Source organism: Polycladomyces abyssicola (genome assembly GCF_018326425.1).
GTDB lineage: Bacteria > Bacillota > Bacilli > Thermoactinomycetales > JIR-001 > Polycladomyces > Polycladomyces abyssicola.
Map to the genome: position 1 here is coordinate 1,198,540 of NZ_AP024601.1, position 25,065 is coordinate 1,223,604.

The window sequence follows — 25,065 nt, forward strand, 5'->3', positions numbered from 1 at the left end:
AGTCGCTGGGGTTGTTTTGTGATTTTCGATTACCGATCAGATGGATACAATGTGTATGACTCATCCATATCAATCATCCACCCGCAAAATCCGGTCTGTTCCCTTCAATGACGGTATATTGGCGACACCGATCCCGAACATGGCGATGCGCAATTCCGTTTCGATCCGTTGTAACTGTTGGGAGATCGCCTCGGGTGTAGATTCGGTCGCTGCACGCAAAAGGGAGCGTCCGAATCCGGCCAAGTCGGCACCCAATGCGATTGCTTTGGCCACTTCCACACCATTGGACAATCCGCCGCTGGCGATCAGGTAACCGGCGGGGACTTGTTGCCGTGCCTCCCGGATGCAGTCGGCGGTGGGCAGACCCCAATCGGCGAATGCTTCCGCAGCGGCTGTTAGGATTGGATCGCGGGACCGGTGTTTTTCGACCAAAATCCACGAAGTCCCGCCGGCACCTGCCACATCGACGAATTGAACCCCCACATCGAAAAGTCGTTTGGCCAAACCGCCGTGAATCCCCATCCCCACTTCCTTGACACCGACCGGCACTTCCAGCGTATGGCAAAGCTTTTCGATTTTGCTCAGAAGGTGGGCGAATCGGGTGTTTCCCTCCGGCTGAAATACTTCCTGCATGGCGTTTAGATGTAAAACCAATGCATCAGCTTCGGTCAGTTCGATGATGCTGCGGCAATCATCCACATCATAGCCGTATTGGAGCTGAACCGCACCCAGATTGGCGAGCAGCGGGATGTGTGGCGCGTATTTTCGGATTCGAAAGGTATAGGCCGTCTCCGGATGTTCGATCGCCGCCCGTACGGAGCCCAGACCCATCGCCCAACCGTGTTCTTCGGCGGCTTGGGCGAGGTTTTTGTTGATCTGAAACGCTTCATTCGTCCCGCCGGTCATGCTGCTGATCAACAGCGGGGCTTTCATCGGTTTGCCCAAAAAAGAGGTGGAGAGGGAGATATCCGCAAAGTTGATCTCGGGCAAGGCTTCATGGCGGAAACGATATCGCTCCAGACCTGTGGTAATGCCCTGGCCGGTTACCTTTCGATGTAGGACGATCTCGATGTGTTCCGCTTTTCGTTTTTTGGTCGGTTCTTGGTTCTGAGACATGCGCCGAATCCTTTCACAATGACAGACTTATGATCGATTATACCCTATTTTGGTTGGGCGTCTCCAATGCTTAGGGTTTGGCTATGTACCCTGGTAGTCCAATACTGAAAGGGAACCTATATCGTTATTGATGGTAGCCGGAAGCGGTTGTCTTCTTCGTTTAATTATGGAGTGTGAACCAGACGGGGAATTGCTAATTTGCTATGAGAAACGAGGTAGATCCTAATATTAAAGGTGACTTTAAGGTTCCTTCTTAACATCAATCTCTCTCCTGGGATGGTTCCGATTATATAAATAAATTTCATGTCCCCCGTTCCGATACTATCTTGTCCGTGACCCTGCTCCCCATGATGTCTATTTTGATGTACAATTATGTATAATACGACTTTGTTAGGTGGGATGATAATGAGTCATGATTTGGTCATGCAATTTGAAATGACCCGAGGACGTTTGCAACAGTTTTTAAACTCAACCTCCAAAGCCATAGCTGATCAAATGCCGAAAGGGTTTAACAATACGATTCGCTGGAATGTAGGTCATATCTTGACGATCGCGGACGCATTTTTTGGTTTGAAAATGCTCCCTGCGGACTATAAGGATTTATTCTGGAAGGGAACGAAACCTGCGGATTGGACCGGAGAAGTCCCCTCATTGGAAACGTTAGCTTCTCAGTTGCAGAAACAAACATCACAAATCAAAGAAACATTTGCCGAACGGTTAAATGAGAAGTTGGCGAAACCGATTCATCTCAACGGTTATCAAATTGAAACAATCGGTTCAGTGTTTAGTTTCAATAATATGCATGAAGCTGTACATCTGGGTTATATGAATGCATTAAAGCGTGCTATTGAAGGGCAATAAGAATAAAGAATAGTATAAATACAAAGGGTGCCTGTTACAGGCGACCCTTTTTAAATAGGAACACATTTGGTAGAAATTGCTAACCCAGCTAAAACCCAATGAGGAAATCGGATGTGTCCTGAGTCTTTCTCGACGTTAGCTTCGTCTCGGTGAAAGTTACAAAAAAAAGCCAATCTATCAAAAAACTGAAATTTAACAAAAGAGAAAGGATGAAATTATGCATCACAAACTGCCTCCACACATCGCAGACCAATTAGTTTTACCTGTCATTGCTGCCCCGATGTTTCTTGTTTCGAGCCCAGATATGGTGATCGAAAGTTGTAAAGCGGGGATTATCGGCTCCTTTCCGTTGTTGAATGCGCGTACGGTCGATATCTTGGATGACTGGATGAAACGTATTACCGAAGAACTGAAGAGTATATGGAAGGAACATCCAAACCGCCGCGTTGCCCCTTGGGCGGTGAATTTGATCGTACACCGTACAAATAAACGGTATGAGGACGATTTCAATCTTATCAAAAAATACCAGCCGCCGATTGTGATTACATCGCTTGGAGACCCCACACCTGTGGTTAACGTCGTGCATGAGTATGGCGGACTTGTCTTTTCAGATGTCAGTACACTTTACCACGCGAAGAAAGCGGCCCGGACCGGAGTCGATGGATTGGTTCTTGTTTGTTCCGGGGCAGGGGGGCATGCTGGAACGATTAACCCCTTTGCTTTTGTCGGAGAAGTTCGGGAATTTTGGGACGGAATTACTATCTTGGCCGGAAGTTTATCCAGTGGGCGGGATATTCTCGCCGCTAAGACTCTAGGGGTGGATTTGGCTTATTTGGGAACCCGTTTTATCCCCGCTTCCGAGAGTTTTGCGAGTGAAGACTACAAAAGGATGCTGATCGAATCAACGCTCGACGATTTAATTTATACGGATGCCTTCAGTGGAGTGAATGCCAACTACCTCAAGCCGAGTATTCGAAGAGCCGGTCTTGACCCGGATCGCCTCCAGAAGAAAGAAGCCGTCGATTTCTCGGATTTGAATCAGACCGATGCAAAAGCATGGAGGGATATCTGGTCTGCAGGGCAAGGTGTAGGGCAGATCAAGCGGGTACAACCCGTTGCTGAAATCGTGGCAGATCTCCGGCGAGAGTACGAGGAAGCCCTCGGAAATTTCCGTCGTGCATCTCTTGAGCTTTTCTGATCCTATCCGCTCAATCATGCATATTCACTGATCGGTGGACAAGAACTGCTCTTCTTCGCAGCAGAATGATGATGAGGGCGGGAAATCGTTTGAAAGCAAAATGTCTGTCGAGGAAAAAACCGTAAATTCGATACGCTGGTGGTCATATCGTTCGAATTGATGTTATAGTTGGAAAGGTCGTGTAATTCGTTGGGTCCCATTTTAAAGCTCGAAAATGAAATATTTTATCCGATTGGTTTGCGCAAAGGGATAAGAGAGTTGCGGGATGGTGTGGTCCATTTCATCGAGAGAGAAAACCAAATCATACAACCGTGCTGAAAGGAGAGAAAACCATGACCGTTGAAAACCGAGTGGTCATTGTCACGGGTGGCAGCAGCGGGATCGGGAAGGGCATTGCTCGTGTTTTGTGTGAAAAGGGGTACCGGGTGGCAATCACCGGCCGAGATGCGGAGAAATTGGAGCGCGCCCGGTCGGAAATCGAAAAAAGCGAGGGGCAAGTGCTGACGATCCCGATGGATGTGCGCAACGTGGAGCAAGTGGGGGAGATGATCCGCCGGACCAAAGAGACATTCGGCCAAATCGACAGTTTGGTCAACAACGCGGCAGGCAACTTTTTGGTCAAGGCAGAGGAATTGTCGCTGAACGGTTGGAAAGCGGTGATCGATATCGTCTTGAACGGGACGTGGTACTGCACACAAGCGTTGGCCAAAGAGTGGATCGCCGACGGTACCCGCGGCTCCATCGTCAATATCGTAGCCACTTATGCGTGGACCGGTGCGGCGGGGGTGGTCCATTCCGCGGCAGCCAAAGCGGGGGTATTGGCCATGAGCCGGTCGCTCGCGGTGGAGTGGGGCAGCCGTTATGGGATCCGCGTTAATTGCGTGGCACCGGGACCGATTGAAAACACAGGCGGAACGGAGAAGCTGATCGCTTCTGAGCAAGCTTACCGCCACTTGCTCCAAACCATCCCGGCCAAACGGCTCGGCCGACCCGAAGAAGTGGGGAATCTGGTGGCGTTTTTGCTTTCGCCCGAAGCGGAATACATCAACGGTGATTGTGTGACGATTGATGCCGGGTTGTGGATGACTGGCTCCCGGTTGATGTGAGGAAAGCTTTGTCCGGAACGATAAGAGCAAAATTCGTCTTCCCTAGAGCGATTTCAGGGTGTGTTTGAGACCAAGAAAAGGGAGTGATTCTCTGTCCTCGGGAAACCTTTCCCCGACTCGTACATGGTTAAGTTACTCGCTGGGGAAAAGTTTCCCTCAACTTTGCCATTTGCTAAGGGCGTGTCTAGTAATTCCGTGATGGAGTAATGTTCCAGGTGAGCGACAAGACCTAACCCCCGAACGAGCGAAGAACCTTGATCGCGAGAATCGAATCGTGGGTAATTCCGTCCTGTGTTCTCGGTTCGGAGTGGCCATGATCTGCTTCCTTGCAGGGCACAGGTGGAACGGGTCGGGAAAACAATGCGGACAATCGTGATCAGCCATCCCCTAGCCGTAAAGGTTGAAGCGGAAACGGGAGACGGCTGTTCACACAAGTTTTGTTCACAATATTATGAACATTTTCGGTTCACTTTTGATATTAAATGATGTGATAGCCGGTGTGATCTAGTCCAAACTATACAGAAACAAAACTCTAACAGGGACATCAAATGAAGAAAAAACATCGGCGGCAAAGAAAACTGATCGGAATTCTCCTCGCTTTGGTGGTAGTGGCTTCTGCCATCATCTATCGCCCGGTCCTGTTGGATTGGTGGATGGCTTTTCAACCGGTTCGCTATTCTCCGCTGAAGCTGGGGGATCGGATCTTGATCGCGGCACCGCATCCCGACGACGAAACGATCGCGACTGGAGGTGTGATCCAGCGGTCACTCCGACAAGGGAAACGGGTCATTGTGGTGTGGATGACCACCGGTGACGGCTATCGGTTGGCGGTAGAACGGGATTTCGGCATTCTCCGACCATTGCCGGTCAACTATCGGGAATTGGGCTTGCTTCGACATCGGGAGACATTGCGGGCCGGACACCGGTTGGGGTTGAAAAATGGGGAAATGCTTTTTTTGGGGTTTCCTGACGGGGGAACTCGTGCCTTGTGGAGCGATCACTGGGACTTCACACGTCCCTACCACGCTCTGAACGGCTCAGCCAAAGTGCCGTATTCATTTGCATATGCACCCGGTGTTCCTTATTGTGGCGAACAGGCCGTGCGGGAATGGGTGGAACTGATTCGCCGATACCATCCTACGGATGTGTTTTATCCAGATCCCAACGATAACCATCCCGATCACTGGGGAACGGGTGCCTTTGTTCAGTATGTCTTGGCACAATTGCGCATGCCGGTGAAAGAGTGGACGTATCTAGTGCATCGTGGAGATTATCCGCAACCATGGTTGTACGATCCTTATCTAAAGCTGCACCCGCCATATCTGTTTCACAATGAAGGGACGAAATGGGTGGAAGAACAGGTCGACCAAAGGGAGGAGATCCAGAAAAACGCAGCCCTGCATCAGTATGCTTCTCAGGAGAAAGTGCTGGGATGGTTTTTAGAGTCGTTTATAAGGAAAAACGAGGTGTTCGGACAATATCCAAAGCCATACATCCAGATGATCCGTGGAGGGATCGGCGGGGGAAAATGGCTTTTTCGTGACCCGGAAAACGGTGTGTGGCACCGCTGGTTGCATCCGGACGGGGATATCGAGCAAGTCGGCATGGTGGACGACACAAGAAAGCTGTGGTTCGGTCTGAAAACAGCCGGTCCCATTTCACAGCGCATGGGCTATTCGATCCATGCCCGGTTGTTTGCTGCTAATGGTGTCAGGCGGTTGGATTGGACCGTCTCAGAAGGCCGCTTGCATGCGGAGCGTTGGGCAGCCAACAGCCTGTCATTGCCGAAGGGAACCCTTGTGCGGATTCACGGTAACCAAATGTGGGTGGGAGTACCCCGGTTCCTGTTTCGTGGTGTGGATAAAATCTTCCTTTCCGCCGATAGTGTAGAGGGTGGCCGCAAGATCGATCGAACTGGCTGGAGGATGGCGCGGTATCGCGGTAGATGAGCAGTTTTTTGGCCGCGCCCCTTTCAATCGTTTCGGAATTATTTTACAATTTAAGAGAAACTGAAGAAAGGGGGGCGGCGACTGAAACGTATCGGGTTGTTGATCATGTTTCTGGGCGGGATGGTCATGGCGTCACCGACGGCGGCGGGGGCTAAAGCGGAACCCTCCCGACCGCTTCATGTCGTCACGTACAATATCCAGCACGGAGCCAATCACCACGGACAGCTGGATTTGGAAACCATTGCGAAAAACTTGGAGTACAGCGGGGCGGACGTGATCACCCTGCAGGAGGTGGACAGGCACTGGTCGGAACGGAGCCTGTTTGTGGATGAGGCGGCCTGGCTGGGGGAACGGCTGGGGATGCAGGTGAGGTTTGCACCCATTTACTCGCTCGATCCTCTTCACGAAGGGGAACCGCGGCGAGAGTTCGGGTTGGCCATTTTGAGTCGCTATCCAATCGTCTCCTTTGAAAACCACGAATTGTCCCGCATCAGCTCGCAGGAACCGGACAAAGGGGTGCAAAAGCTGCCCGGCTTTCCGGAAGCGGTCATCAATGTCCGCGGTGTGAAGGTGCATGTCTTTTCCACTCATTTGTCCTGGTTGAACCCAGACGTACGCATGTTGGAAACGGAAGAGATGCTGGAGATCATTCACCGGAGAGAAGGTCCCATCATTCTGACTGGGGATATGAATGCAGAGCCAGGGTCCCCGGAGATGAAACGATTGAGCGGGGAGATGACGGATGCCTTTTCGGTGAGGGGAGAAGGCAATGGTTGGACGTATCCCGTACCCGAGCCGGTAAAGCGGATTGATGATGTGTTTGTGTCGCCTGATGTGCGGGTGGAAACCTGTGAGGTATTGCCGGTGGAGGGTTCGGATCATTATCCCGTGTCGGCCCGTCTGTTCGTCGAAAAAAAGTGAACGAGGGGGAAAGGGAGTGGGCATTCGGCGTTCCGTGGCATTGTGGATGATCGGGAGTTTGGTGTTGTCGTTGTTTTCGTTCCCTGTGTTTGCGGCACAATCAGATCGGACATCGGACCCCGTATCGTTGTTGAAACAAATGAGCCTGGAAGAAAAAGTGGGCCAGATGATGATGGTGGGGTTTTACGGAAGTGAGCCCAATGCGGACATCACACGGCTGATTCGGGAAGCCCATGCGGGCGGCGTGATTTTGTTCGCCTACAGCCAAAACGTGGTTAACCCAGTGCAAACGGCCCACTTGACCAATGGCTTGCAGTCGTTGGCGCAGGAAACGCGCCTGGGCGTGCCTCTTCTGATCTCCACCGACCAGGAGGGCGGCGTTGTGGCTAGATTGACGACCGGCGCCACTGAATGGGCCGGCAATATGGCACTGGGTGCGACGCGGAAAGCGGCTTATGCCTACCAAGCGGCCAAAATGACCGGAGAAGAACTGCGTGCCGTCGGAATCAACATGAACCTGGCCCCTGATTTGGACGTCAATGTCAACCCGGCCAACCCCGTCATCGGGGTGCGCTCCTACGGGGAGAACCCCCAACTGGTGGCCGATATGGGTGCGGCGGCGATTCACGGATATCAGGAGAACGTGATCGCGACCGGGAAACACTTTCCCGGCCACGGGGACACCAATGTCGATTCCCATTTGGGATTACCGGTGATCAACAAGAGCCGGGAAGAATTGGAGAAAGTGGAGCTGGTACCGTTCAAACGGGCGATTGCCGAAGGAATCGATGCCATCATGACGGCGCACATCCACGTCCCAGCATTGGATAACACGCCCGATCTGCCCGCTACTTTGTCCCGTCCCATCCTGACCGGCTTGTTGCGACAGGAGCTGGGCTATCGAGGGCTCATCATCACCGATTCGATGACGATGGCGGGTGTCGCCAACTATTTCGGCGGGGTGCCCAAAGCGGCGGTGAAAGCGGTACAGGCCGGAGCGGACATCATCTTGCTCACGCCGGCGTTGAAGACGGACGAGCAGATCGAGGTGTACCAAGCGGTACTGGAGGCCGCCAGAAAAGGGGAGATTCCCGTAGAGCAAATCGATCAATCGGTATTGCGCATCCTGAAGGTCAAAGCGAAATACGGATTGTTTGAACATCGTTTCGTCGATCCGGCTGATATCCCTGATCATGTCGCAACGGAGCAACACCAGCGAACCTCGATGAAAATTGCCCGGTCTTCGATCACGCTGGTCAAAAACGAAAACAATCTATTGCCGCTTCACTTAAAACCGGATCAGAAACTGGGGATCATCAGCCAGTTTTCCCTGATCGACCGTGTTCGTTCGTATCACGCTGCGACGACGGAAATCTACCACAGCCAAGTCAATCCTTCCGATGCGGATATCCAGGCAGCGGTGGAAATGGCCAAAACGCAGGATGTACTGCTGGTCGGGACCTACAATGCGACTGCGAACCCGCAACAGGTGAAATTGGTGAAAGCGCTCCAGCAATTACACAAGCCAATGGTCGTAATCGCCTTCCGCAATCCGTACGACATCGAGGCGTTCCCGGATGTGCCCGCCTATCTCACCGCATACGGATTCCGCTCCGTTTCGCTCCAGGCGGCGGTGGAAACGGTGTTCGGGGATAACCAACCGAAAGGGCGGTTGCCTATCACCATTCCGGGTTTGTACCCCTATGGCCACGGATTGCGTTACGATTGGAACGATACGGATGCGACATCCGACCAACTCTCTACAAGCCAGATGGATGCCAACGGATCGAAGGAAGACCGACTGCAAGAGCTGGACAGCTCAAAATAAATGGAACAGGCCGACCATGCTAGTGGTCGGCCTTTGTTTGCGCACTCGGCTCTCGAAGGATATGAAGCGTAGGCGAGAGGTAAGACACGCTTTTTGCAGTGAAAGTGTGTAGACGCCCCCTATTCTGCACCGATCCCCGTCTGGGATCGCACATACAGTTCGGTAAACTTCCGCTCCGCTTCCGGTTCGCGGGATAAGAGTGTGCCCAATATAGCGCCAAGCATGCCTAGCGGAACGGAGAGGATCGCCGGATTTTTCAGCGGGAACAAGGCTTGATCGGGTTCCATCAGGTTGGGACTGACCAATACGAGCAGGATGGAACTGATCAACCCGGTGAGGATCCCGGAGACGGCTCCCGCAGTATTGAAACGTTTCCAAAAAAGGCTGAACACGATGACGGGCAGGTTGGCACTGGCGGCCACGGCAAATGCCAACGCCACTAAAAAGGCGACGTTTTGTTCTTTGGCGAGCAGTGCCAAGATGATCGATACCACCCCCACGATGATGGAAGCCCATTTCGCGACGCGTATTTGCTCCCGTTCCGTCACTTGCCCACCGCGCAACACATTGGAGTAGAAATCGTGGGCAAACGCTCCGGCGGCCGAGATCACCAACCCGGCTACGACAGCCAGAATGGTAGCAAAAGCCACGGCGGAGATGAACGCGAGGAAGAAGTTACCGCCGAGCGCATCCGCCAGCAGAGGAGCAGCCATGTTTCCGGCCTTGTCTGCGGCCTTGATCTTTTCCTGGCCGACCAGCAGTGCCGCACCGAATCCGAGGAAGGTTGTCATGATATAGAAAGAACCAATGATGACCATCGCCCATGCGACGGAAGTACGGGCTTCTTTGGCGTTGGGAACAGTATAGAAGCGGATCAGAATGTGGGGCAGTCCCGCTGTTCCGGCGAGCAGGGCCAATCCGAGCGAAATGTTATCCAGCGGGTTTTTGTACAGTTTGCCTGGCTCCAAAAACGATTGCCCGTATTGGGCCGATACTTGATTGAACATCTCCACGATGCTGAAGCCGAAATGGCTGAGCACCAGCAGGCTGAGCAAAATGGTTCCGGTCATGAGGAGCACAGCTTTGACGATCTGCACCCAGGTCGTGGCCAGCATCCCGCCGAATGCGACGTACAGGATCATCAACACGCCGATGAGGATGATGGCGACCTCGTATTGCAGCCCCAGCAACAGTTTGATAATCCCACCCGCACCGACCAATTGGGCGATCATATAAAAGGTGGAAATGGAGATTGTTGAAAGTGCCGCTGCGGATCGAACCGGTTTTGCTTTCAACCGGTACGCCAGCATGTCCGCCAAGGTGTAGCGCCCGGTGTTACGCAACGGTTCGGCCACGACGATCAGCACGACGAGATAAGCCACGAGCCAACCGACCGAGTACAGAAATCCATCAAATCCGTTCAAAGCGATCAACCCGGCAATCCCCAAAAACGAGGCGGCACTCATATAGTCACCGGAGATCGCGATACCGTTTTGCCAACCGGAGATGGAGCGGCCGGCCGCGTAAAAGTCGGTGGTGGTTTGCGTTCGTTTCGAAGCCCAATACGTGATGCCCAGCGTCAACAGCACAATCACGGCGAATAAGGTGAACGCCACGGTATTCATGAGGCTTTCTCCTTCCGTTTGCAGATGATTTCCTCGATCAGGCGATCCATGCGGTTGGCGTGACGAATATAGAGAAACGCCAACACCCATGCCATGAAAAACTGTGACAGGGCAAACAGATAAGCACCGTTCATCGAGCCGAAAACCGGCGTGTTGAGAAAGCGGAAATAACCGGTCAGTACGGGAAGGGCGAAATAGTAGAGAGAGAAAAATGCGACGGACCATATCATAAAGCGTCTTTTACGTTTCATCAACGTGCGAAACTCGGGTGAACGGGCGATTTGTTCCCAATCGGTGTTGTGTGATCCGGTTTTCATACGGGACCCTCCTTTAGTAAGAAGCTCTTATTCATAAATATTCCGCGTAGTTACTATATATCAAATATTCTTGAAATAAATCAAGGAGAAAAACTCGTAAACACATGAAGAAAACCGTCTCTTGACGAGCGAGAAATTGAACAAAGATAATGAGCAGAAAACATTTGCATACAACTTCCTTTTGAGCGAAGTGTACTTTGCCCATTTCCCGCGCCCTCCGACCGGCCTTGGTTTGCTTCTTTGAGGGCGCAGGTGGAGCAAATCCGGACAATGATGCACTGGATATTGATTAGATACACCCTGAACAAAGAACTGTCTTTTTGGTTATTGCAAGTGTGACAGATCAGTGCCTTGTTCTCGTACGGTCACATCCATCGTGCGACAACCAACCACAAGATTCGTACTGAGAAAAAGATGAGGACGGCTCCCAACAACCGATCGGACCAATGACGATACCGATGATACACCTTGCGGAAGCGGGGAGAGGAGATAATTACAGCAAGCAAGATAAACCATCCGCCTACCGCTACAATGTTTTCCAATCCGTATATCCAGTAGTACCATTGTGGATCTCCCGGCTGTAAAAACTGAGAGAATATCCCCAAAAAATAGAGTGCCGCTTTTGGGTTGAGTGCATTGCATAAAAAGCCGTCCCGAAATCCTTGCCACCCGCTTTTGGATTCGGTATCTTCTCCGTTTCCCTTTGCTGTTTCCGTTTCCGTTTCAGTGGCGGGGCGGGAACGGATCGCCTGCGTTCCCAACCATGCCAGGTAAATCGCCCCTGCCAATTGAATCACGGTGAAAACGGCGAGCGATTGCTTCAAGATCAGTGCATATCCACCGACGGTGTAAGCGATATGTATGGTCAGAGCCGCAGCGATGCCGAATGCTGTGGCAATCCCGATTCGAGTACCGTAGCTCAAACTGTTGCGCGTTACGACGGCGAAGTCCGGTCCGGGTGAAATTGCGCCCAGCAAACCGATGAGAAAGACTTGAAGAAACATCTCTCACACTCCCATCATTTATCGCGGTCAATTTATATTATAAAGCGCGAGTGGGCTTTCTTTTTTTTGAATCATGGCAGGAAATTCGGATAATTATGCAGAAGATTATTAATGTAAAATAATTGTCATAATTCGTTGTTTTGTGACGTTGTGTCCCCAATTGAGAAAGGGGTCACGAATGGAAACGTGGTTTCGCACATAGGTTGGTAGCAAGGCGGTTTCTTCCAAGGGCTACTTATTTTATGCTTTGTTACAAGTTTCACAAAAGGAGAGGAGGCGAAACATGCTGCACATCGTCTGTTGTGTGAAGCAAGTACCGGACAGCAGGGAGATCCGGATCGATCCCAAGACCAACACACTGATCCGGCAGGGCGTTCCGGCTATCGCCAATTTTTACGACATGCACGGGCTGGAAGAGGCACTGCGAATCAAGGACCAATATGGAGCCCGCATCACCGTAGTCTGTATGGGGCCACCGCCGGCGGAGAAAACACTGAAACAATGCATTTCCCTCGGAGCCGACGAGGCTGTGTTGGTGACGGACCGCCGGTTTGCCGGGGCGGATACGCTGGCCACCTCCTACGTATTGGCCAAAGCGATTCAAAAGATCGGAGAAGAGTGGGGTCCCGTCGATCTGGTGTTTTGCGGAAAACAAACGTTGGATGGCGACACCGGGCAAGTGGGACCGGGAATTGCCTGCCGTCTCGATTTGGAGCAGTTGACGTACGTGGAAAAAGTAGTGGGCATCGATCTGGAGAAACGAACCATCACGGTTCACCGTCACCTGGAAGACGGTGTGGAAGTGGTGGAAACCCGTTTACCGGCGCTGTTGACGGCGCTCAAAGAGTTGAACAAGGTGCGCAGGGCGAGCATGCCGGGTATGCTCAGAGCAGCACGGTTCAAGCCGGTGATCTGGACGGTGGATGATTTTCCGGACATGGACAAAAAGCAAATCGGGTTGAAAGGCTCCCCGACGATCGTTGCCAAGACATGGGTGCCGGAACAAAAGCCCGTCAACGGGGAAGTCGTAAAAGATCAATCACCGCAGGAAGCGGCCGCATTCCTGGCTGATCGGCTGTGGTCGACGGATTTGCCCGATAAATTGGGATGGAACCAGCAGTCGGAGGAGGTGTCGGCATGACGGTAAAGAAAAAAGCGGCGCAACCGAACGACATGCCGGACTGGTCCGAATACCGTGGGGTCTTGGTGGTTGTGGAGCAGCGGGACGGCGTAGCCAAAAGCGTGTCGTGGCAACTGTTGGGCATCGGCCGGAAGCTGGCGGAGAAGCTGGAGGTGGAAACCATCGCACTGGTGATGGGCCACGGGGTGGGCCATCTGGCAGAAGAGGCGATCCAACGGGGAGCCGACAAGGTTTACATCTGTGACGATCCTGTGCTGTCCGTCTACCGAACCCGCCCTTACAGCCGCGTCTGCCTGCAATTGATCCGGGACATCAAGCCGGAGATTGTGCTGATGGGTGCCACCTACACCGGCCGCGACCTGGCCGGAGCGATCGCCACCCATTTACCGACGGGACTAACGGCGGACACCACCCAGCTGGACGTGGAACCCCATCCCAGCCGGTTGTTGCTGGCCAGCCGCCCCGCTTTCTCGGAGAAGATGGTGGCCACCATTTTGTGCAAGCAGTACCGACCGCAGATGGCGACTGCACGGGCGGGCGTGTTTGAGGCCCTGCCGCGCGATCCGTCCCGCAAGGGAGAAATCATTCCGATTACCTGCGAGATGAAGGAGGAGGAGATCGCGGCACGGGTGCTGGACTTCATCCAGGATGAAAAGCGGGTCAATCTGGAAGACGCCGACGTGATCGTCGCGGGCGGCCGCGGATTGGGCGGTCCTGGACCGTTCCGCTTGCTGAAGGAACTGGCCGACGCATTGGGCGGCGTGGTGGGTGCATCCAGGGCAGCTGTGGATGCCGGCTGGATCGGTCATGAGCATCAGGTGGGTCAGACCGGACACACGGTGCGGCCCAAATTGTACATCGCCGTAGGCATTTCTGGTGCGGTACAACACTTGGTGGGAATGCAGAATGCCGACGTGATCGTGGCCATCAACAAGGATCCGGACGCACCCATTTTTAAGGTAGCCCACTTCGGGGTCGTGGGGGATCTGTTTCAGATCGTCCCCGCTTTGACAGAGGAAGTGAAAAAACGGAGAGGACTTCCTTTTTTGAAAACGGAAAATAATGACCCGGTCGCGGCGCGTTAACATGAGGAGGGAGAGAGTAATGGCCAACGAAAAATTTGACGCTATCGTCGTGGGCGCGGGTCCGGCGGGAAGTGCGGCGGCTTACACCATGGCCAAAGCGGGATTATCCGTGGTTCTGCTTGAACGGGGGGAATTCCCGGGAGCGAAAAACTTGTTCGGCGGGGTGCTTTACCGCAAACAACTGGAGGACGTGTTGCCCGATCAGTGGCACAAAGCGCCAGTGGAGCGTCATATCGTCGAACAGCGGATCTGGCTGATGGGAAAGGACTCGGCGGTTACGTTCAGCCACCGAAACGAAGCCTACAAGGAACCTTACAACTGCTGGACTGCCCTTCGTGTGAAGTTTGACCAGTGGTTCGCCTCTCAGGCGGAAGCGGCAGGGGCCCTGCCCATTTACGAGACGGTGGCCACAGAGCTGATCACCGAGGGAGATCGCGTGGTCGGGGTGCGTACCGACCGGGAGGACGGAGATCTCTACGCGGACGTGGTGGTGATCGCCGATGGCGTCAATTCGCTGCTGGGTAAACAGTTGGGCATCCACAAAGAATGGCAACCGGACGAAGTCTCATTGGCGGTGAAAGAGATCATCGCCTTGCCCAAAGAGAAGATCCAGGATCGCTTTAATTTGGAAGGTGATGAAGGCGTCACCATCGAGTTCATGGGCGAAACGTCGCTGGGGATGGCCGGGATGGGCTTCCTGTACACCAACAAGGATACGCTGTCGCTCGGAATCGGTGTGATGGTGAACCATCTCAAAAAGAAGAAGATCAAGCCGTACGAACTGCTGGACCATGTGAAAAAGCATCCCATGATCCGACGGCTGGTCGAAGGTGGGGAAACCAAGGAGTATTCGGGACATCTGATCCCCGAGGGCGGATGGAATTCCGTTCCGCCGCTCAGCGGAAACGGTTGGTGCATCACCGGAGATGCTGCCCAGCTCGTTAACTTTGTACATCGGGAAGGGTCCAACTTGGCCATGACATCTGGCCGTATGGCGGGAGAAGCGGTGATCGAGGCCAAAAAAAGAGGCGACTTTTCGCGGGAGACACTTCGTCTGTACGATCAGAAGGTGGCCGAGTCTTTTATCCGCAAAGATTTGGTCAAATACAAAGGCATGCATCAGATATTGAAGGAAGAGGACCCCGAGTTGTTGTTCACCCGCCTGCCGCAGGCGGTGAACCGGGCGGCGTACGAAATGTTTCTCGTCGACGGCGTTCCCAAAGGCGAAAAGCAGAAAAAAGCCATACAATATCTTAAACAGGCAGCCGGGGGAACCTGGAATCTGCTCAAAGTGGGCATGAAGGGATGGAGGGCGATGAACGGATGAGCAGCAGCATTGCGGAGAAGTTGTTTACCATCCGGTACAAAGTGGATGACCAGTCCCATTTGATCATCAAGGATCAGCAGGTTTGTCTGACATGTGAGACAAAGGAATGCACCCATTTTTGTCCGGCGGACGTCTATGACTGGACGGGAGAGATAACCACCGTCGCGTTTGAGAATTGCATCGAGTGCGGCACGTGCCGTATCGGGTGCCCCTACTATAATATCCATTGGGTGTATCCAAAAGGCGGGTACGGTATTACGTACAAATATGGTTGAGATCACATCAGCTGATCCGGTTTCCGTCAGGAAGCCGGTTTTATTATTGATAAAGCGCTTTCATCCCCGATTGAAATAGGGAGATGAAAGCGCTGCAGCAAATGGTCGGAATGCCAAAGCAATAGCATGAGCGGGCTTTTATAAAGATCGTGCATGTTGCTTGGCGGATGCTCTTCCAGTGTTCCAGTGATGTCCTTGGTAGCCTGGCTGTTGGCCACCTACGTTCATTCTATTTTTCTGATCCACAAGTATCATTTTATCTGGGTCATGCCGGTGCTGTTTGTAGAATTCCACCGCTACCTTGATGTAATCCGAGAAATCCGGACATACCACGCCGGATCCCTCCAGATCATTTAAGGCATGTGTGCAGTCATATTCTGCTTTTAAGTTTAGATAATCAATGGTCTCTTTTTCCACCATGACCCATCTGCGAAACGCGGGTATGGAAAGCAATCCGTTCACAAGTGCCAAGGGAAGCGTGAATGATGGTTTTTTACCAATCAATACTTCGCATATCATCCGATACGCGTCCTTCGCGCGGTACGGGCGTGGGTCGGTCAAATGATATACTTTGTCTTCGCCCTTTGGATAATGTGCCAAATAACAAGTCGCATCGACAACATAATCTACGGGGACCAGATTGATCAGAGCTGTACCCTTCCCGATATAAGGGATCGGCCATTTGGCGAACTTGTCCAAAAACCGCATGATGAAGTAGGGTCCATCGAATTTGACGGTTTCACCAGTTTTGGAATCCCCCATCACAATGCCTGGCCGAATGATTGTGGTAGGAACTTTATTTCGGATTTTTTGCACCAGCACCTCTGCCTCAAATTTCGTTGACTCATAGAAGTTTTTGAAGGATTGTCCGCAATCCAATTCCGTTTCCAAAATTCTTCCGGATCGGGTCCCCGAAACGTATGCGGTACTAAAATATACGTATCGCTGTAGTTTGGCTAATTGTAACACCCATTGGTTCACATTGTCTGTTCCAACGACATTCACCTGATAAGCGACATCTTTTGGAACAGCCAAGTCGTAAATCGCGGCGAGGTGAAATACATGAGTAACGTTGCCCCGGAGTCTCTGCAACGTAGATTCATTCATCCCCAGATTTTTCAATGTGATATCACCAGGGACGACAGTAAATTTGCCTACCGCTCCGAAATTGTTTTCTAAGAGGTGGATTTCTGTTTTCGCCTTGTTCAATTGACTGGGATGTACTAACAACTCAAATCGGGAACCTGGGTATTGACAAAGCAATTTCCTGATCATTTTCGTTGCGATAAAACCCGGGAATCCTGTGATGAAATACGTTTTTTGATTCAACAATTTTCCCTCCCAAAGATTTTCTTGAGCGGATACGGTGCTTGATTTTTATATTTAATATGAGTTTTCATTTTTCATACTCTACAAACAATTGTAACAAAATTCCGTCATAATTGCGAGAGGGGGCCCACTCTCTCCTCCAACGCTTGTTTTCATCTTCGCGTTGGGATGGGTAGATGAAAACGCTTCAGTCAGCGCCTGCTTATTTGTGGTCTCAAACGAATGACAATGGTTTTGCTTTACGGAAGATTCGTATTGTATGCTAAAATTGGAGAGGTGCAAGTGTTTCAAATATATCAGTTGCACCTACAACCGACGGCGGAGCCGGCGAGTACGGTTATGATTCCATTCAATTTATGGAAAAAGAGAAAGAATTAGAGAAGTGTCAACCTGTTTCATCGGAGGGATGACAGATGATGGATCCTCATCGGAGGCAAACAACTAAAGAATGGGACTTTGAAGCGGTGATCGGGAAACTGTTCGACGAACTGATCATCACCGATGAACGGGGACGCATTCTCACGGTCAACGGCGACTTTGAGAAAATGTATGGTCAGCCGTCCCATCAATTGGTTGGAAAAACGGTGGCGGAATTGGAAAAACAACGGGTGTTTTATCCGTCCGTCACATTGCGCGTACTGGAAACGAGAGAAAAACAGACTGCTGTGCAACAAACGAAAAGCGGGCGCCGGATGCTGGTCACGGGCCTACCGGTGTTTGACAATAACGGGCAGTTGCGATGGGTGATATGTTTGTCGCGGGATATCACCGAGCCGGTCCGATTGCGTGAATATTTGACTGTCCTGGAAAAAGAGGTCGACCGTTTGCAGGCGGAACTGGAGGTTCTGCGGCGCGACCGTATGACGAATGAACCAATCGTCGCGGCGAGCAAAGCGATGCAACAGGTACTGGCGACGGCGAGAAAAGCAGCCAAAGTGGATGTGAACGTCCTGTTATTGGGCGAGTCCGGTGTCGGCAAAACGGCATTGGCGCGTTGGATTCACCAGCACAGTGCCCGGGCCGAAGGTCCGTTGATTGAGGTGAATTGCGGCGCGATCCCGGAGGCACTGTTAGAATCGGAGTTATTCGGATACGAGGCGGGTGCGTTTACTGGCGCACAACGGAAAGGAAAGCCGGGATTTGCGGAATTGGCGGACGGCGGAACGCTGTTTTTCGATGAGATCGCCGAATTGTCACCCGCCTCCCAAGTGAAGGTGTTGAAACTGATTCAAGAAAAGCGATTTTATCGGGTGGGCGGAACAGAAGCGCGGACTTCCAACTTTCGTCTGATCGCCGCAACCAATCAGGATTTGGAAAAACTCGTCAAAGAGGGGAGATTCCGACAGGATTTGTATTATCGTCTCAACGTAGTTCCGATCGTCATTCCGCCGCTTCGGGAGCGCAAAGAAGATATCGTCGTGTTAATCCGTTCGTTGATGGAGACGATTTGTCGCAAATACGGTGTTCACAAAACGGTGGACCCGCAAGTGGTGGATTGGCTGACACAACTTTCGTGGAAGGGGAATGTTCGGGAACTGGAAAACCTGTTGGAACGTTTGGTGGTGACGACGGAATCCACAGTGATCCGCATGGATGATATGCCGGAGCCTTACAGGCAAACGGGAACGCTCCCCGCTTTGCGATGGGAAAAAGGGCGAACGCTGAATGTCATCCTGAATGAGGTGGAACGAGAAGTCTTACTGTCGGTGGCCAAAAAAGGGCGAACCACAGCACAAATCGCTTCATTGCTGGGCGTCAGTCAACCGACTGTCGTGCGCAAATTGAAAAAACACGGCATTCGTCTGCATGGCTGATTCATTTTTGCATCGTAATTCAAATCCGGATCGACCCAACCGGAGCAGAATGACTGATCAGCAGCAAAATATACGGTCGTCTCATATTGGCACGAAGATTGCTGGTATTCGGAAGTGAAGAATCGCGATTCAAAAGGAGGCGGCCGTAGATGAACGAATCAACCATGACGACCCCATCGGCAAAAGAGTGGTGGGAAAAGGATCGACAACTGATCTGGCACCAGATGGCACGGTATCAGCCCGATGCGCACCCGCTGGTGGTGACGCGGGCTGAAGGTGCGTGGGTGACTGATGTGGAAGGGCGAAAGTATTTGGACGGGATGGCGGGATTGTGGTGTGTCAATGCCGGATACGGCAGGCAAGAGCTGGCGCGGGCAGCATACGAACAATTAATCGAAATGCCGTATTACCCTCTCACACAAAGCCATCTGCCCGCGATCCGGTTGGGCGAGAAGTTGCGGAAGTGGTTGGGTGACGATTATTTGTTTTTCTTTTCCAACAGCGGTTCGGAAGCTAACGAGACTGCTTTCAAAATCGCTCGTCAATACCATCGTCAAAATGGCGAGCCCGACCGTTACAAGTTCCTCTCCCGCTACCGCGCCTATCATGGAAACACGCTGGGGGCGATGTCGGCGACGGGACAAGCCCAGCGCAAATACCGGTATGAACCCTTGGTTCCAGGGTTTCTACAGGTTCCGCCTCCGGACTGTTACCACTGTCCTTTTGGAAAAGCACCGGATTCCTGCTCCAGGGAGTGCGCGGAAATATTTGACTATACGATGAATTGGGAAATCGATCGAACTGTGGCCGGTGTGATTATGGAGCCGATCATCACGGGTGGCGGTATCCTCATTCCTCCTGACGATTATTTGAAACGGGTAAGGGAGATTTGCGACTGGCACGGTGCGTTGTTGATCATCGATGAAGTGATTTGCGGGTTTGGCCGAACAGGCAAGCCATTTGGATTTATGCACTACGGCATCCAACCGGACATCGTCACGATGGCCAAAGGGATCACCAGCGGGTATCTCCCCTTGGCCGTAACCGCGGTACGCAGAGAATTGTTTGAAGCGTTCAAAGGGACGGAGGAATATGATCATTTCCGTCACGTCAACACCTTCGGCGGTAATCCGGCCGCATGTGCATTGGCGGTTGAGAACCTGAACATTCTTGAAAAGGAAAAGTTGGTAGAACGATCTGCAACATTGGGTGAACAAATCCTGGCATCGTTGTCCGATGTAGAGGATCTGCCGCATGTGGGTCAGATTCGGGGCAAGGGTCTGTTGATCGGAATCGAGCTGGTGGAGGATAAGGAAACCCGTCAACCGGCCAACCCGGATCGGGTCAATGCGGTGGTCGCCACATGTAAGGAACTGGGCGTGTTGGTCGGCAAGAATGGGGACACGGTGGCCGGATTCAACAATGTGATTGCCATCTCCCCACCGTTGTCCCTGACGGATGAAGATACGGCTCTCCTTGTCAAAAAGGTGAAACAGGCGTTGCGGGAGCACGCGAGTTGAAAAGCCGACAGAGGGGAGGAATGACGGTGAAGGAACAAGGACAACTGCAGAAAAGCCTGAAAATGCGCCATATGCGCATGATTTCGATCGGGGGCGTAATCGGTGCCGGGTTGTTCGTCGGCAGTGGTGCTGTTATCCACGCGACCGGGCCGGCGGCCGTGATCTCGTATCTGCTGGCAGGTGTATTGATCGTCCTGATCATGCGCATGTTGGGTGAGATGGCGGCGGCACATCCCTCTATCGGCTCGTTCGCCGAATATGGACGGCTGGCGTTGGGCGGCTGGGCCGGTTTTTCGATCGGATGGCTGTATTGGTATTTCTGGGTCATCGTCGTGGCGGTGGAAGCGACCGCGGGTGCAGGCATCCTGCAATACTGGCTGCCCGGTGTGCCGTTATGGGTGTTGAGTTTGGGATTGATGGTGCTATTGACACTGACCAATGTCATTTCCGTCCGCTCGTACGGGGAATTTGAATATTGGTTTGCCTCGATCAAGGTGGGTGCCATCGTCGTCTTTATGATCTTAGGCGGTTTGTATGTCCTGGGATTGTGGCCGGGTGCGTCGATGGATTTCTCCAATCTCTACGCTCACGGCGGGTTCGCCCCTCACGGGTATAGCTCCATCCTCCAGGGGATCGTGATTGTCATCTTTTCGTTTGTCGGATCGGAGATCGTCACCATCGCCGCTGCCGAATCATCCGAACCTGAAAAGGCAGTAGCCAAGGCGACCAACTCCGTGATCTGGCGCGTGCTGGTGTTCTACATCGGGTCGATCCTGTTGGTGGTCACGATGTTGCCCTGGAATGCCGCCAGCGTACTGAAAAGCCCCTATGTCAGCGCGTTGACGGCACTCGATATCCCTGCCGCTGATCAGATCATGAACGTCATCGTGTTGACGGCGGTTCTCTCCTGCCTCAACTCCGGTTTGTACACCTCGTCGCGGATGTTGTACGCATTAGCGAAAAAGGGGGATGCTCCCCGATGGTTCATGCATCTCAACGGCCGGGGCGTTCCCATTCGCGCCATTTTGCTGGGAACGGTGATTGGCTATCTGTCCGTCGTCATGTCGTATGTGTCACCGGACCAAGTTTTCCTGTTCCTCGTCAACTCGTCAGGTGTCGTTGCATTGTTCATCTACCTGCTGATTGCGGTCTCCCAGCTTCGCATGCGCGACCGGCTGGAGCGGGAACGGCCGGAGAGGTTACAGGTTCGGATGTGGGGCTACCCCGTATTAACCTATCTGACCATCGCCGGTATGTTGGCGGTGATCGGGTCCATGGCGTGGATTCCCTCGATGCGGTCCCAGTTGTGGGCCAGTCTGCTCAGTTGGTTGGTGGTATTGGTAGCCTATGCGCTGCGCTACCGGTGGGGTGTGAGTCAATCGGATAACACATCGCAAACGGAAAGGGCTTAAAGGCGACCCATGGGGCAAGGCCCCATGGGTCGCCTTTAAACACAGTGGAATTGGACGGGAACTCGGTCCCCACGGTTTAGCTCTTTACAGAACCTAAACACACCAATATAAATATGCAGCTTCAACCAATTGAATGGTATTCTCCGAGCCGCAAGGTAAATTAAAACCACAACAAAAGGGAGGATGCTCTATGTCCGATATTACAAAAGGCTTTGGTCACGATAGTGTTCGACCGGTTCCGATGAACCAGCGAAGTATGGGCCTATTCTCTACGTTTTCTTTGTGGGTCGGTGCCAATGTAGTGGTGACGACCGTTTTCACAGGCATGTTTTTTGTGCCTGATCTGAAATATTTAACAGCTATTGCGGTTATCCTTTTTGGTTCGCTTGTTGGAGCTGTTCCATTAATTCTCATGGGTAACATAGGAACCAGAACCGGCCTTCCAACCATGGTTTTAACGAAAGGCGCTTTTGGCGAAAGAGGAGCGGTGTTACCGTCAGCTGTAAATACAATTATTTTGATCGGATGGACATGGATTCAGGCCTATATGGCAGGCTTAAGCCTGGATCATGCTGTGACCTATTTAACAGGATACAGCAATATTAATCTTTTTACGATTCTTACAGAAATGGCTGTTGTTGCGATTACGATCTATGGTCATCGGGGGATTGAAGCAACGGAAAACATTGTTGCCACTTTAATGATCGTATTATCAGTGATAGTCTTCGGTTATATGTTTGTCACCTATGATATTGGAAACCTCATTCATATGGAGGCTAAGAAAAATCCAGCCATTACGGTGATGGTAGCATTTGATATAGTGGTTGCCACAGCTTTTTCCTGGATGCCTACCGTTTGTGATTTTAATCGGAATTGTATTTCTGAAAAAACGGGAATGATCGGAACTTATCTCGGATATAATCTTGCCTCTTTGATTGCCATGGGATTGGGAGCCACTGTGTCCGGTTTCTCTATCATGGGAAACATGAAGCAAACTTATGATCCTGTCGATTTGATTGGCCAGAATAATCCGATTTTAGGTTTAGTCGCGGCCATTGTAATATTCTTATCTGTATTATCGACGAACGTAATGGCTCTCTATAGTGCAACCATGTCCTACTTGTCTATTTTCTCTAGACATCGTTTCTGGGTGCCTACACTCGTAATGGGGATCATTAGCATCGTGGGTGCGCTGCTTAAAAACTGGTTATTGGAGCATTTCCAAAGCTTTTTGCTAATGATTGGTACGCTCTTTATTCCTGTAATCGCTGTTGTTTTGGTTGACTACTACATTTTAAAACACAAACATTATGATGTGAATGAGATTATAACAGGACAAAATAAAACATACTGGTATTGGAAGGGTGTGAATCTAAGGGCCTATCTGGCATATGTGATTGGTGCGGTCTTTGCTTACTATTTCTCGTATATTCAAACATTGCCGACAGGTGCTACCATACTGACGTTTCTCCTCACCTCTTTCATTTACTGGGCTTTAATGAAATTAGGTAAAAGCACTTCTTTATCTTATGACTATGAAAGCAGGGCAGTTTAGAATGACAGAAAAGAAGTATCAAATAGGCATCGTTCAAGCAAGGTTTGCGAATGGAGAAATAAAGAGAAACTTAGAAAAGATGAAGGAAATAGTTGAAAAATGCAAAGAAAGATCTCCAAAAGTTAAACTGATGCTATTCCCGGAATTAGCAGCAACAGGATATTTTCTATCATCTGCAATTCGGCAATATGCCGAGACTCCAAATGGCTGGATTGCCCGGTACCTGTCGGAAGTAGCAAGAAAAAATAAGATGTATATTTCCTACGGGTATGTGGAATCAGGCAGTAAAGGTGAGATTTTTAATTCCCTGAGGTTCATTGATAATCATGGTAAATGGATTGCTAACTATCGCAAAATTCATATTACAGAGTTGGAAAGGGGGATCTTCTCCCCTGGAAGTGAGATTGTATCCACAAAAACGGAATTGGGGCATATCGGATTCATGATATGTTGGGACCTTGCTTTCCCGGAATTGGCCCGTATGTTAGCGGTTAGAGGGGCAGACCTGATTTTAAATCCAAGTGCATGGGAAAAGCCGTATGATGCCCCTTTTTTGCGTTTTGCAATGGCGAGAGCGATTGACAATACTGTTTATGTAGCTGCTTGTAATCATGTAGGTCAGTCTAACGATCTTATATTCTTTGGCAGATCAGGTCTATATGGTCCGGATGGTACTGCTGTTGTTTTAGCGGCGGAAGATGATGAGAAAGTAATCGTAGGTGAAGTTGATTTAGCGTATCGGAAAAAAGTGCAGTCAAACTTTTATACGATGCTAAAGGAAAGACGCAAAGATTTGTATGCACTGAAAGGGGAGGAATCATCACATGTTCAAAGCGGAAAAGATTGTTGACTTATCAATTCCCCTAACTAATGACACTCCAATTTATCCAGGTGATCCTCAACCGAACATCAGGGTTGCTGCCACAATTGAAAACGAAGGATACAATGTTCACTATGTCCATATCGGATCGCACACAGGGACACATGTTGATGCTCCTTACCATATTTGTCCCAATGGTAAGAAAATTGATCAATCAGACTTACATCTCTTTATTGGAACAGGTGTTGTGATCCCTGTGCTTGGAAAAGGGGAACAGGAAGCAATTGTACTAGATGATGTTGAGGCTTATTTGGACCAGCTCTCGCCCGGTAAAATTGTATTATTTTATACAGGATGGTCACAATACGCAGGAGAAGAGAAGTATTTCCGCCATCCTTATGTTCACGTAGATGTCATTCAAGAAATGATCAAAAGAGGCATTCGTACTTTTTTTATTGATGCCATAAATATTGATTTGACCGGGGGTACATCGTTCCCGGTCCATGATGCGATCGCCGCGGTAAATGGAATCATAGGAGAAAATCTAACCAATTTTGGAGCGATTGATTTTCCGGATCCACTGGTATGTGCTTTTCCCTTGCCAATTGCAGGATCAGATGGATCACCTGTCAGAGCCGTAGCTATTAAGGTTCATAAAGAATAGGTTTATTTTTGCTATAGATAGATGTGTATGCGTCTATCGTTTTATTATCATATAAATATGAAACGCTTTCATGTATGAAAAAATCCCGTGATAGAATAGATTCCCCTGTTTCATATTTTAAATGGAAAAATGGAAAAGTCATATACAAACCCAGCGGAAAAACCGCTGGGTTTGTATATGACTCGACTGCCGGCCAAA

21 protein-coding genes are annotated in these 25,065 nt (G+C 51.0%); 16 read left to right on the top strand and 5 right to left on the bottom strand.

All coding sequences use genetic code 11. The annotated features are described in order from the left end of the window. Window positions 1–69: 69 nt before the first annotated feature. Entirely contained in the window at window positions 70–1,116 is a 1,047-nt protein-coding gene (gene fni, locus KI215_RS06030; protein WP_212774650.1) for a type 2 isopentenyl-diphosphate Delta-isomerase, read from the bottom strand. Window positions 1,117–1,521: 405 nt separating this feature from the next. Between fni and KI215_RS06035 the strand changes: the two genes are divergently transcribed. From KI215_RS06035 to KI215_RS06060, 6 genes are all read left to right on the top strand, one after another. After that, a complete protein-coding gene (locus tag KI215_RS06035; protein ID WP_212774651.1) occupies window positions 1,522–1,977 on the top strand; it encodes a DinB family protein in 456 nt (151 codons plus the stop codon). 217 nt (window positions 1,978–2,194) lie between these two features. Next, on the top strand, window positions 2,195–3,175 hold the full coding sequence (locus tag KI215_RS06040; protein ID WP_212774652.1) for an NAD(P)H-dependent flavin oxidoreductase: 981 nt from the start codon (window positions 2,195–2,197) through the stop codon (window positions 3,173–3,175). 332 nt (window positions 3,176–3,507) lie between these two features. After that, window positions 3,508–4,281, top strand: a complete 774-nt coding sequence (fadH, locus tag KI215_RS06045; protein WP_212774653.1) for a 2,4-dienoyl-CoA reductase — start codon at window positions 3,508–3,510, stop codon at window positions 4,279–4,281. Window positions 4,282–4,829: 548 nt separating this feature from the next. Further along, window positions 4,830–6,230 (top strand): PIG-L deacetylase family protein, encoded by a 1,401-nt coding sequence (locus tag KI215_RS06050; RefSeq protein WP_212774654.1) that lies wholly within the window; start codon window positions 4,830–4,832, stop codon window positions 6,228–6,230. 126 nt (window positions 6,231–6,356) lie between these two features. Beyond that, window positions 6,357–7,151 (top strand): endonuclease/exonuclease/phosphatase family protein, encoded by a 795-nt coding sequence (locus KI215_RS06055; RefSeq protein WP_212774655.1) that lies wholly within the window; start codon window positions 6,357–6,359, stop codon window positions 7,149–7,151. Between the two features lie 16 nt (window positions 7,152–7,167). Beyond that, the gene (locus KI215_RS06060) at window positions 7,168–8,979 is read left to right on the top strand and encodes a glycoside hydrolase family 3 protein (protein ID WP_212774656.1); all 1,812 of its coding nucleotides are present in this window, start codon (window positions 7,168–7,170) and stop codon (window positions 8,977–8,979) included. A 119-nt stretch (window positions 8,980–9,098) separates the two neighbouring features. Here the strand turns inward: KI215_RS06060 and KI215_RS06065 are convergent, their stop codons facing one another. The 3 genes from KI215_RS06065 to KI215_RS06075 form a co-directional block, all read right to left on the bottom strand. Then, window positions 9,099–10,604 carry a solute symporter family protein gene (locus KI215_RS06065; protein ID WP_212774657.1) on the bottom strand — a complete coding sequence of 502 codons (1,506 nt, stop codon included), beginning with the start codon at window positions 10,602–10,604 and terminating at the stop codon, window positions 9,099–9,101. Further along, the gene (locus tag KI215_RS06070) at window positions 10,601–10,921 is read right to left on the bottom strand and encodes a DUF485 domain-containing protein (RefSeq protein WP_212774658.1); all 321 of its coding nucleotides are present in this window, start codon (window positions 10,919–10,921) and stop codon (window positions 10,601–10,603) included. The genes KI215_RS06065 and KI215_RS06070 overlap by 4 nt, the downstream gene beginning before the upstream one ends. 365 nt (window positions 10,922–11,286) lie before the next feature. Next, window positions 11,287–11,925 carry a LysE family translocator gene (locus KI215_RS06075; RefSeq protein ID WP_212774659.1) on the bottom strand — a complete coding sequence of 213 codons (639 nt, stop codon included), beginning with the start codon at window positions 11,923–11,925 and terminating at the stop codon, window positions 11,287–11,289. Window positions 11,926–12,208: 283 nt separating this feature from the next. On the opposite strand from KI215_RS06075, the gene KI215_RS06080 reads away from it, so the two are divergent. Genes KI215_RS06080 through KI215_RS06095 form a run of 4 tightly spaced genes read left to right on the top strand, consistent with a single transcriptional unit; the run spans window position 12,209 to window position 15,753 of the window. Next, window positions 12,209–13,066: an electron transfer flavoprotein subunit beta/FixA family protein gene (locus KI215_RS06080; protein ID WP_212774660.1), complete on the top strand. Its 858-nt coding sequence runs from the start codon at window positions 12,209–12,211 to the stop codon at window positions 13,064–13,066. Next, on the top strand, window positions 13,063–14,151 hold the full coding sequence (locus tag KI215_RS06085) for an electron transfer flavoprotein subunit alpha/FixB family protein (protein WP_212774661.1): 1,089 nt from the start codon (window positions 13,063–13,065) through the stop codon (window positions 14,149–14,151). Before KI215_RS06080 ends, KI215_RS06085 begins: the two co-directional genes overlap by 4 nt. 19 nt (window positions 14,152–14,170) lie before the next feature. Then, complete coding sequence (locus KI215_RS06090; RefSeq protein ID WP_212774662.1) at window positions 14,171–15,478, top strand: FAD-dependent oxidoreductase; 1,308 nt, start codon at window positions 14,171–14,173, stop codon at window positions 15,476–15,478. Continuing rightward, a complete protein-coding gene (locus KI215_RS06095; RefSeq protein WP_212774663.1) occupies window positions 15,475–15,753 on the top strand; it encodes a ferredoxin family protein in 279 nt (92 codons plus the stop codon). Before KI215_RS06090 ends, KI215_RS06095 begins: the two co-directional genes overlap by 4 nt. A gap of 138 nt (window positions 15,754–15,891) precedes the next feature. Here the strand turns inward: KI215_RS06095 and KI215_RS06100 are convergent, their stop codons facing one another. After that, the gene (locus KI215_RS06100) at window positions 15,892–17,082 is read right to left on the bottom strand and encodes an SDR family oxidoreductase (RefSeq protein ID WP_212774664.1); all 1,191 of its coding nucleotides are present in this window, start codon (window positions 17,080–17,082) and stop codon (window positions 15,892–15,894) included. Window positions 17,083–17,495: 413 nt separating this feature from the next. Between KI215_RS06100 and KI215_RS06105 the strand changes: the two genes are divergently transcribed. From KI215_RS06105 to KI215_RS06130, 6 genes are all read left to right on the top strand, one after another. Continuing rightward, complete coding sequence (locus tag KI215_RS06105) at window positions 17,496–18,896, top strand: sigma-54 interaction domain-containing protein (protein WP_246512216.1); 1,401 nt, start codon at window positions 17,496–17,498, stop codon at window positions 18,894–18,896. Window positions 18,897–19,045: 149 nt separating this feature from the next. Then, entirely contained in the window at window positions 19,046–20,416 is a 1,371-nt protein-coding gene (locus KI215_RS06110) for an aspartate aminotransferase family protein (RefSeq protein WP_275956745.1), read from the top strand. Window positions 20,417–20,436: 20 nt separating this feature from the next. Then, window positions 20,437–21,828: an amino acid permease gene (locus KI215_RS06115; RefSeq protein WP_212775087.1), complete on the top strand. Its 1,392-nt coding sequence runs from the start codon at window positions 20,437–20,439 to the stop codon at window positions 21,826–21,828. Between the two features lie 190 nt (window positions 21,829–22,018). Then, window positions 22,019–23,383 (top strand): purine-cytosine permease family protein, encoded by a 1,365-nt coding sequence (locus KI215_RS06120; protein ID WP_212774665.1) that lies wholly within the window; start codon window positions 22,019–22,021, stop codon window positions 23,381–23,383. Window position 23,384: 1 nt separating this feature from the next. After that, the gene (locus KI215_RS06125) at window positions 23,385–24,233 is read left to right on the top strand and encodes a carbon-nitrogen hydrolase family protein (RefSeq protein WP_212774666.1); all 849 of its coding nucleotides are present in this window, start codon (window positions 23,385–23,387) and stop codon (window positions 24,231–24,233) included. Beyond that, complete coding sequence (locus KI215_RS06130) at window positions 24,208–24,867, top strand: cyclase family protein (protein ID WP_212774667.1); 660 nt, start codon at window positions 24,208–24,210, stop codon at window positions 24,865–24,867. The genes KI215_RS06125 and KI215_RS06130 overlap by 26 nt, the downstream gene beginning before the upstream one ends. Window positions 24,868–25,065 lie beyond the last annotated feature (198 nt).

What these genes read in the sequence shown, in the direction of transcription:
- fni (WP_212774650.1), bottom strand. Translation starts at nt 1,116, where the DNA reads ATGTCTCAGAACCAAGAACCGACCAAAAAACGAAAAGCGGAACACATC.
- KI215_RS06035 (WP_212774651.1), top strand. Translation starts at nt 1,522, where the DNA reads ATGAGTCATGATTTGGTCATGCAATTTGAAATGACCCGAGGACGTTTG.
- KI215_RS06040 (WP_212774652.1), top strand. Translation starts at nt 2,195, where the DNA reads ATGCATCACAAACTGCCTCCACACATCGCAGACCAATTAGTTTTACCT.
- fadH (WP_212774653.1), top strand. Translation starts at nt 3,508, where the DNA reads ATGACCGTTGAAAACCGAGTGGTCATTGTCACGGGTGGCAGCAGCGGG.
- KI215_RS06050 (WP_212774654.1), top strand. Translation starts at nt 4,830, where the DNA reads ATGAAGAAAAAACATCGGCGGCAAAGAAAACTGATCGGAATTCTCCTC.
- KI215_RS06055 (WP_212774655.1), top strand. Translation starts at nt 6,357, where the DNA reads ATGGCGTCACCGACGGCGGCGGGGGCTAAAGCGGAACCCTCCCGACCG.
- KI215_RS06065 (WP_212774657.1), bottom strand. Translation starts at nt 10,604, where the DNA reads ATGAATACCGTGGCGTTCACCTTATTCGCCGTGATTGTGCTGTTGACG.
- KI215_RS06070 (WP_212774658.1), bottom strand. Translation starts at nt 10,921, where the DNA reads ATGAAAACCGGATCACACAACACCGATTGGGAACAAATCGCCCGTTCA.
- KI215_RS06075 (WP_212774659.1), bottom strand. Translation starts at nt 11,925, where the DNA reads ATGTTTCTTCAAGTCTTTCTCATCGGTTTGCTGGGCGCAATTTCACCC.
- KI215_RS06080 (WP_212774660.1), top strand. Translation starts at nt 12,209, where the DNA reads ATGCTGCACATCGTCTGTTGTGTGAAGCAAGTACCGGACAGCAGGGAG.
- KI215_RS06085 (WP_212774661.1), top strand. Translation starts at nt 13,063, where the DNA reads ATGACGGTAAAGAAAAAAGCGGCGCAACCGAACGACATGCCGGACTGG.
- KI215_RS06090 (WP_212774662.1), top strand. Translation starts at nt 14,171, where the DNA reads ATGGCCAACGAAAAATTTGACGCTATCGTCGTGGGCGCGGGTCCGGCG.
- KI215_RS06095 (WP_212774663.1), top strand. Translation starts at nt 15,475, where the DNA reads ATGAGCAGCAGCATTGCGGAGAAGTTGTTTACCATCCGGTACAAAGTG.
- KI215_RS06105 (WP_246512216.1), top strand. Translation starts at nt 17,496, where the DNA reads ATGATGGATCCTCATCGGAGGCAAACAACTAAAGAATGGGACTTTGAA.
- KI215_RS06110 (WP_275956745.1), top strand. Translation starts at nt 19,046, where the DNA reads ATGAACGAATCAACCATGACGACCCCATCGGCAAAAGAGTGGTGGGAA.
- KI215_RS06115 (WP_212775087.1), top strand. Translation starts at nt 20,437, where the DNA reads ATGACGGTGAAGGAACAAGGACAACTGCAGAAAAGCCTGAAAATGCGC.
- KI215_RS06120 (WP_212774665.1), top strand. Translation starts at nt 22,019, where the DNA reads ATGTCCGATATTACAAAAGGCTTTGGTCACGATAGTGTTCGACCGGTT.
- KI215_RS06125 (WP_212774666.1), top strand. Translation starts at nt 23,385, where the DNA reads ATGACAGAAAAGAAGTATCAAATAGGCATCGTTCAAGCAAGGTTTGCG.
- KI215_RS06130 (WP_212774667.1), top strand. Translation starts at nt 24,208, where the DNA reads ATGTTCAAAGCGGAAAAGATTGTTGACTTATCAATTCCCCTAACTAAT.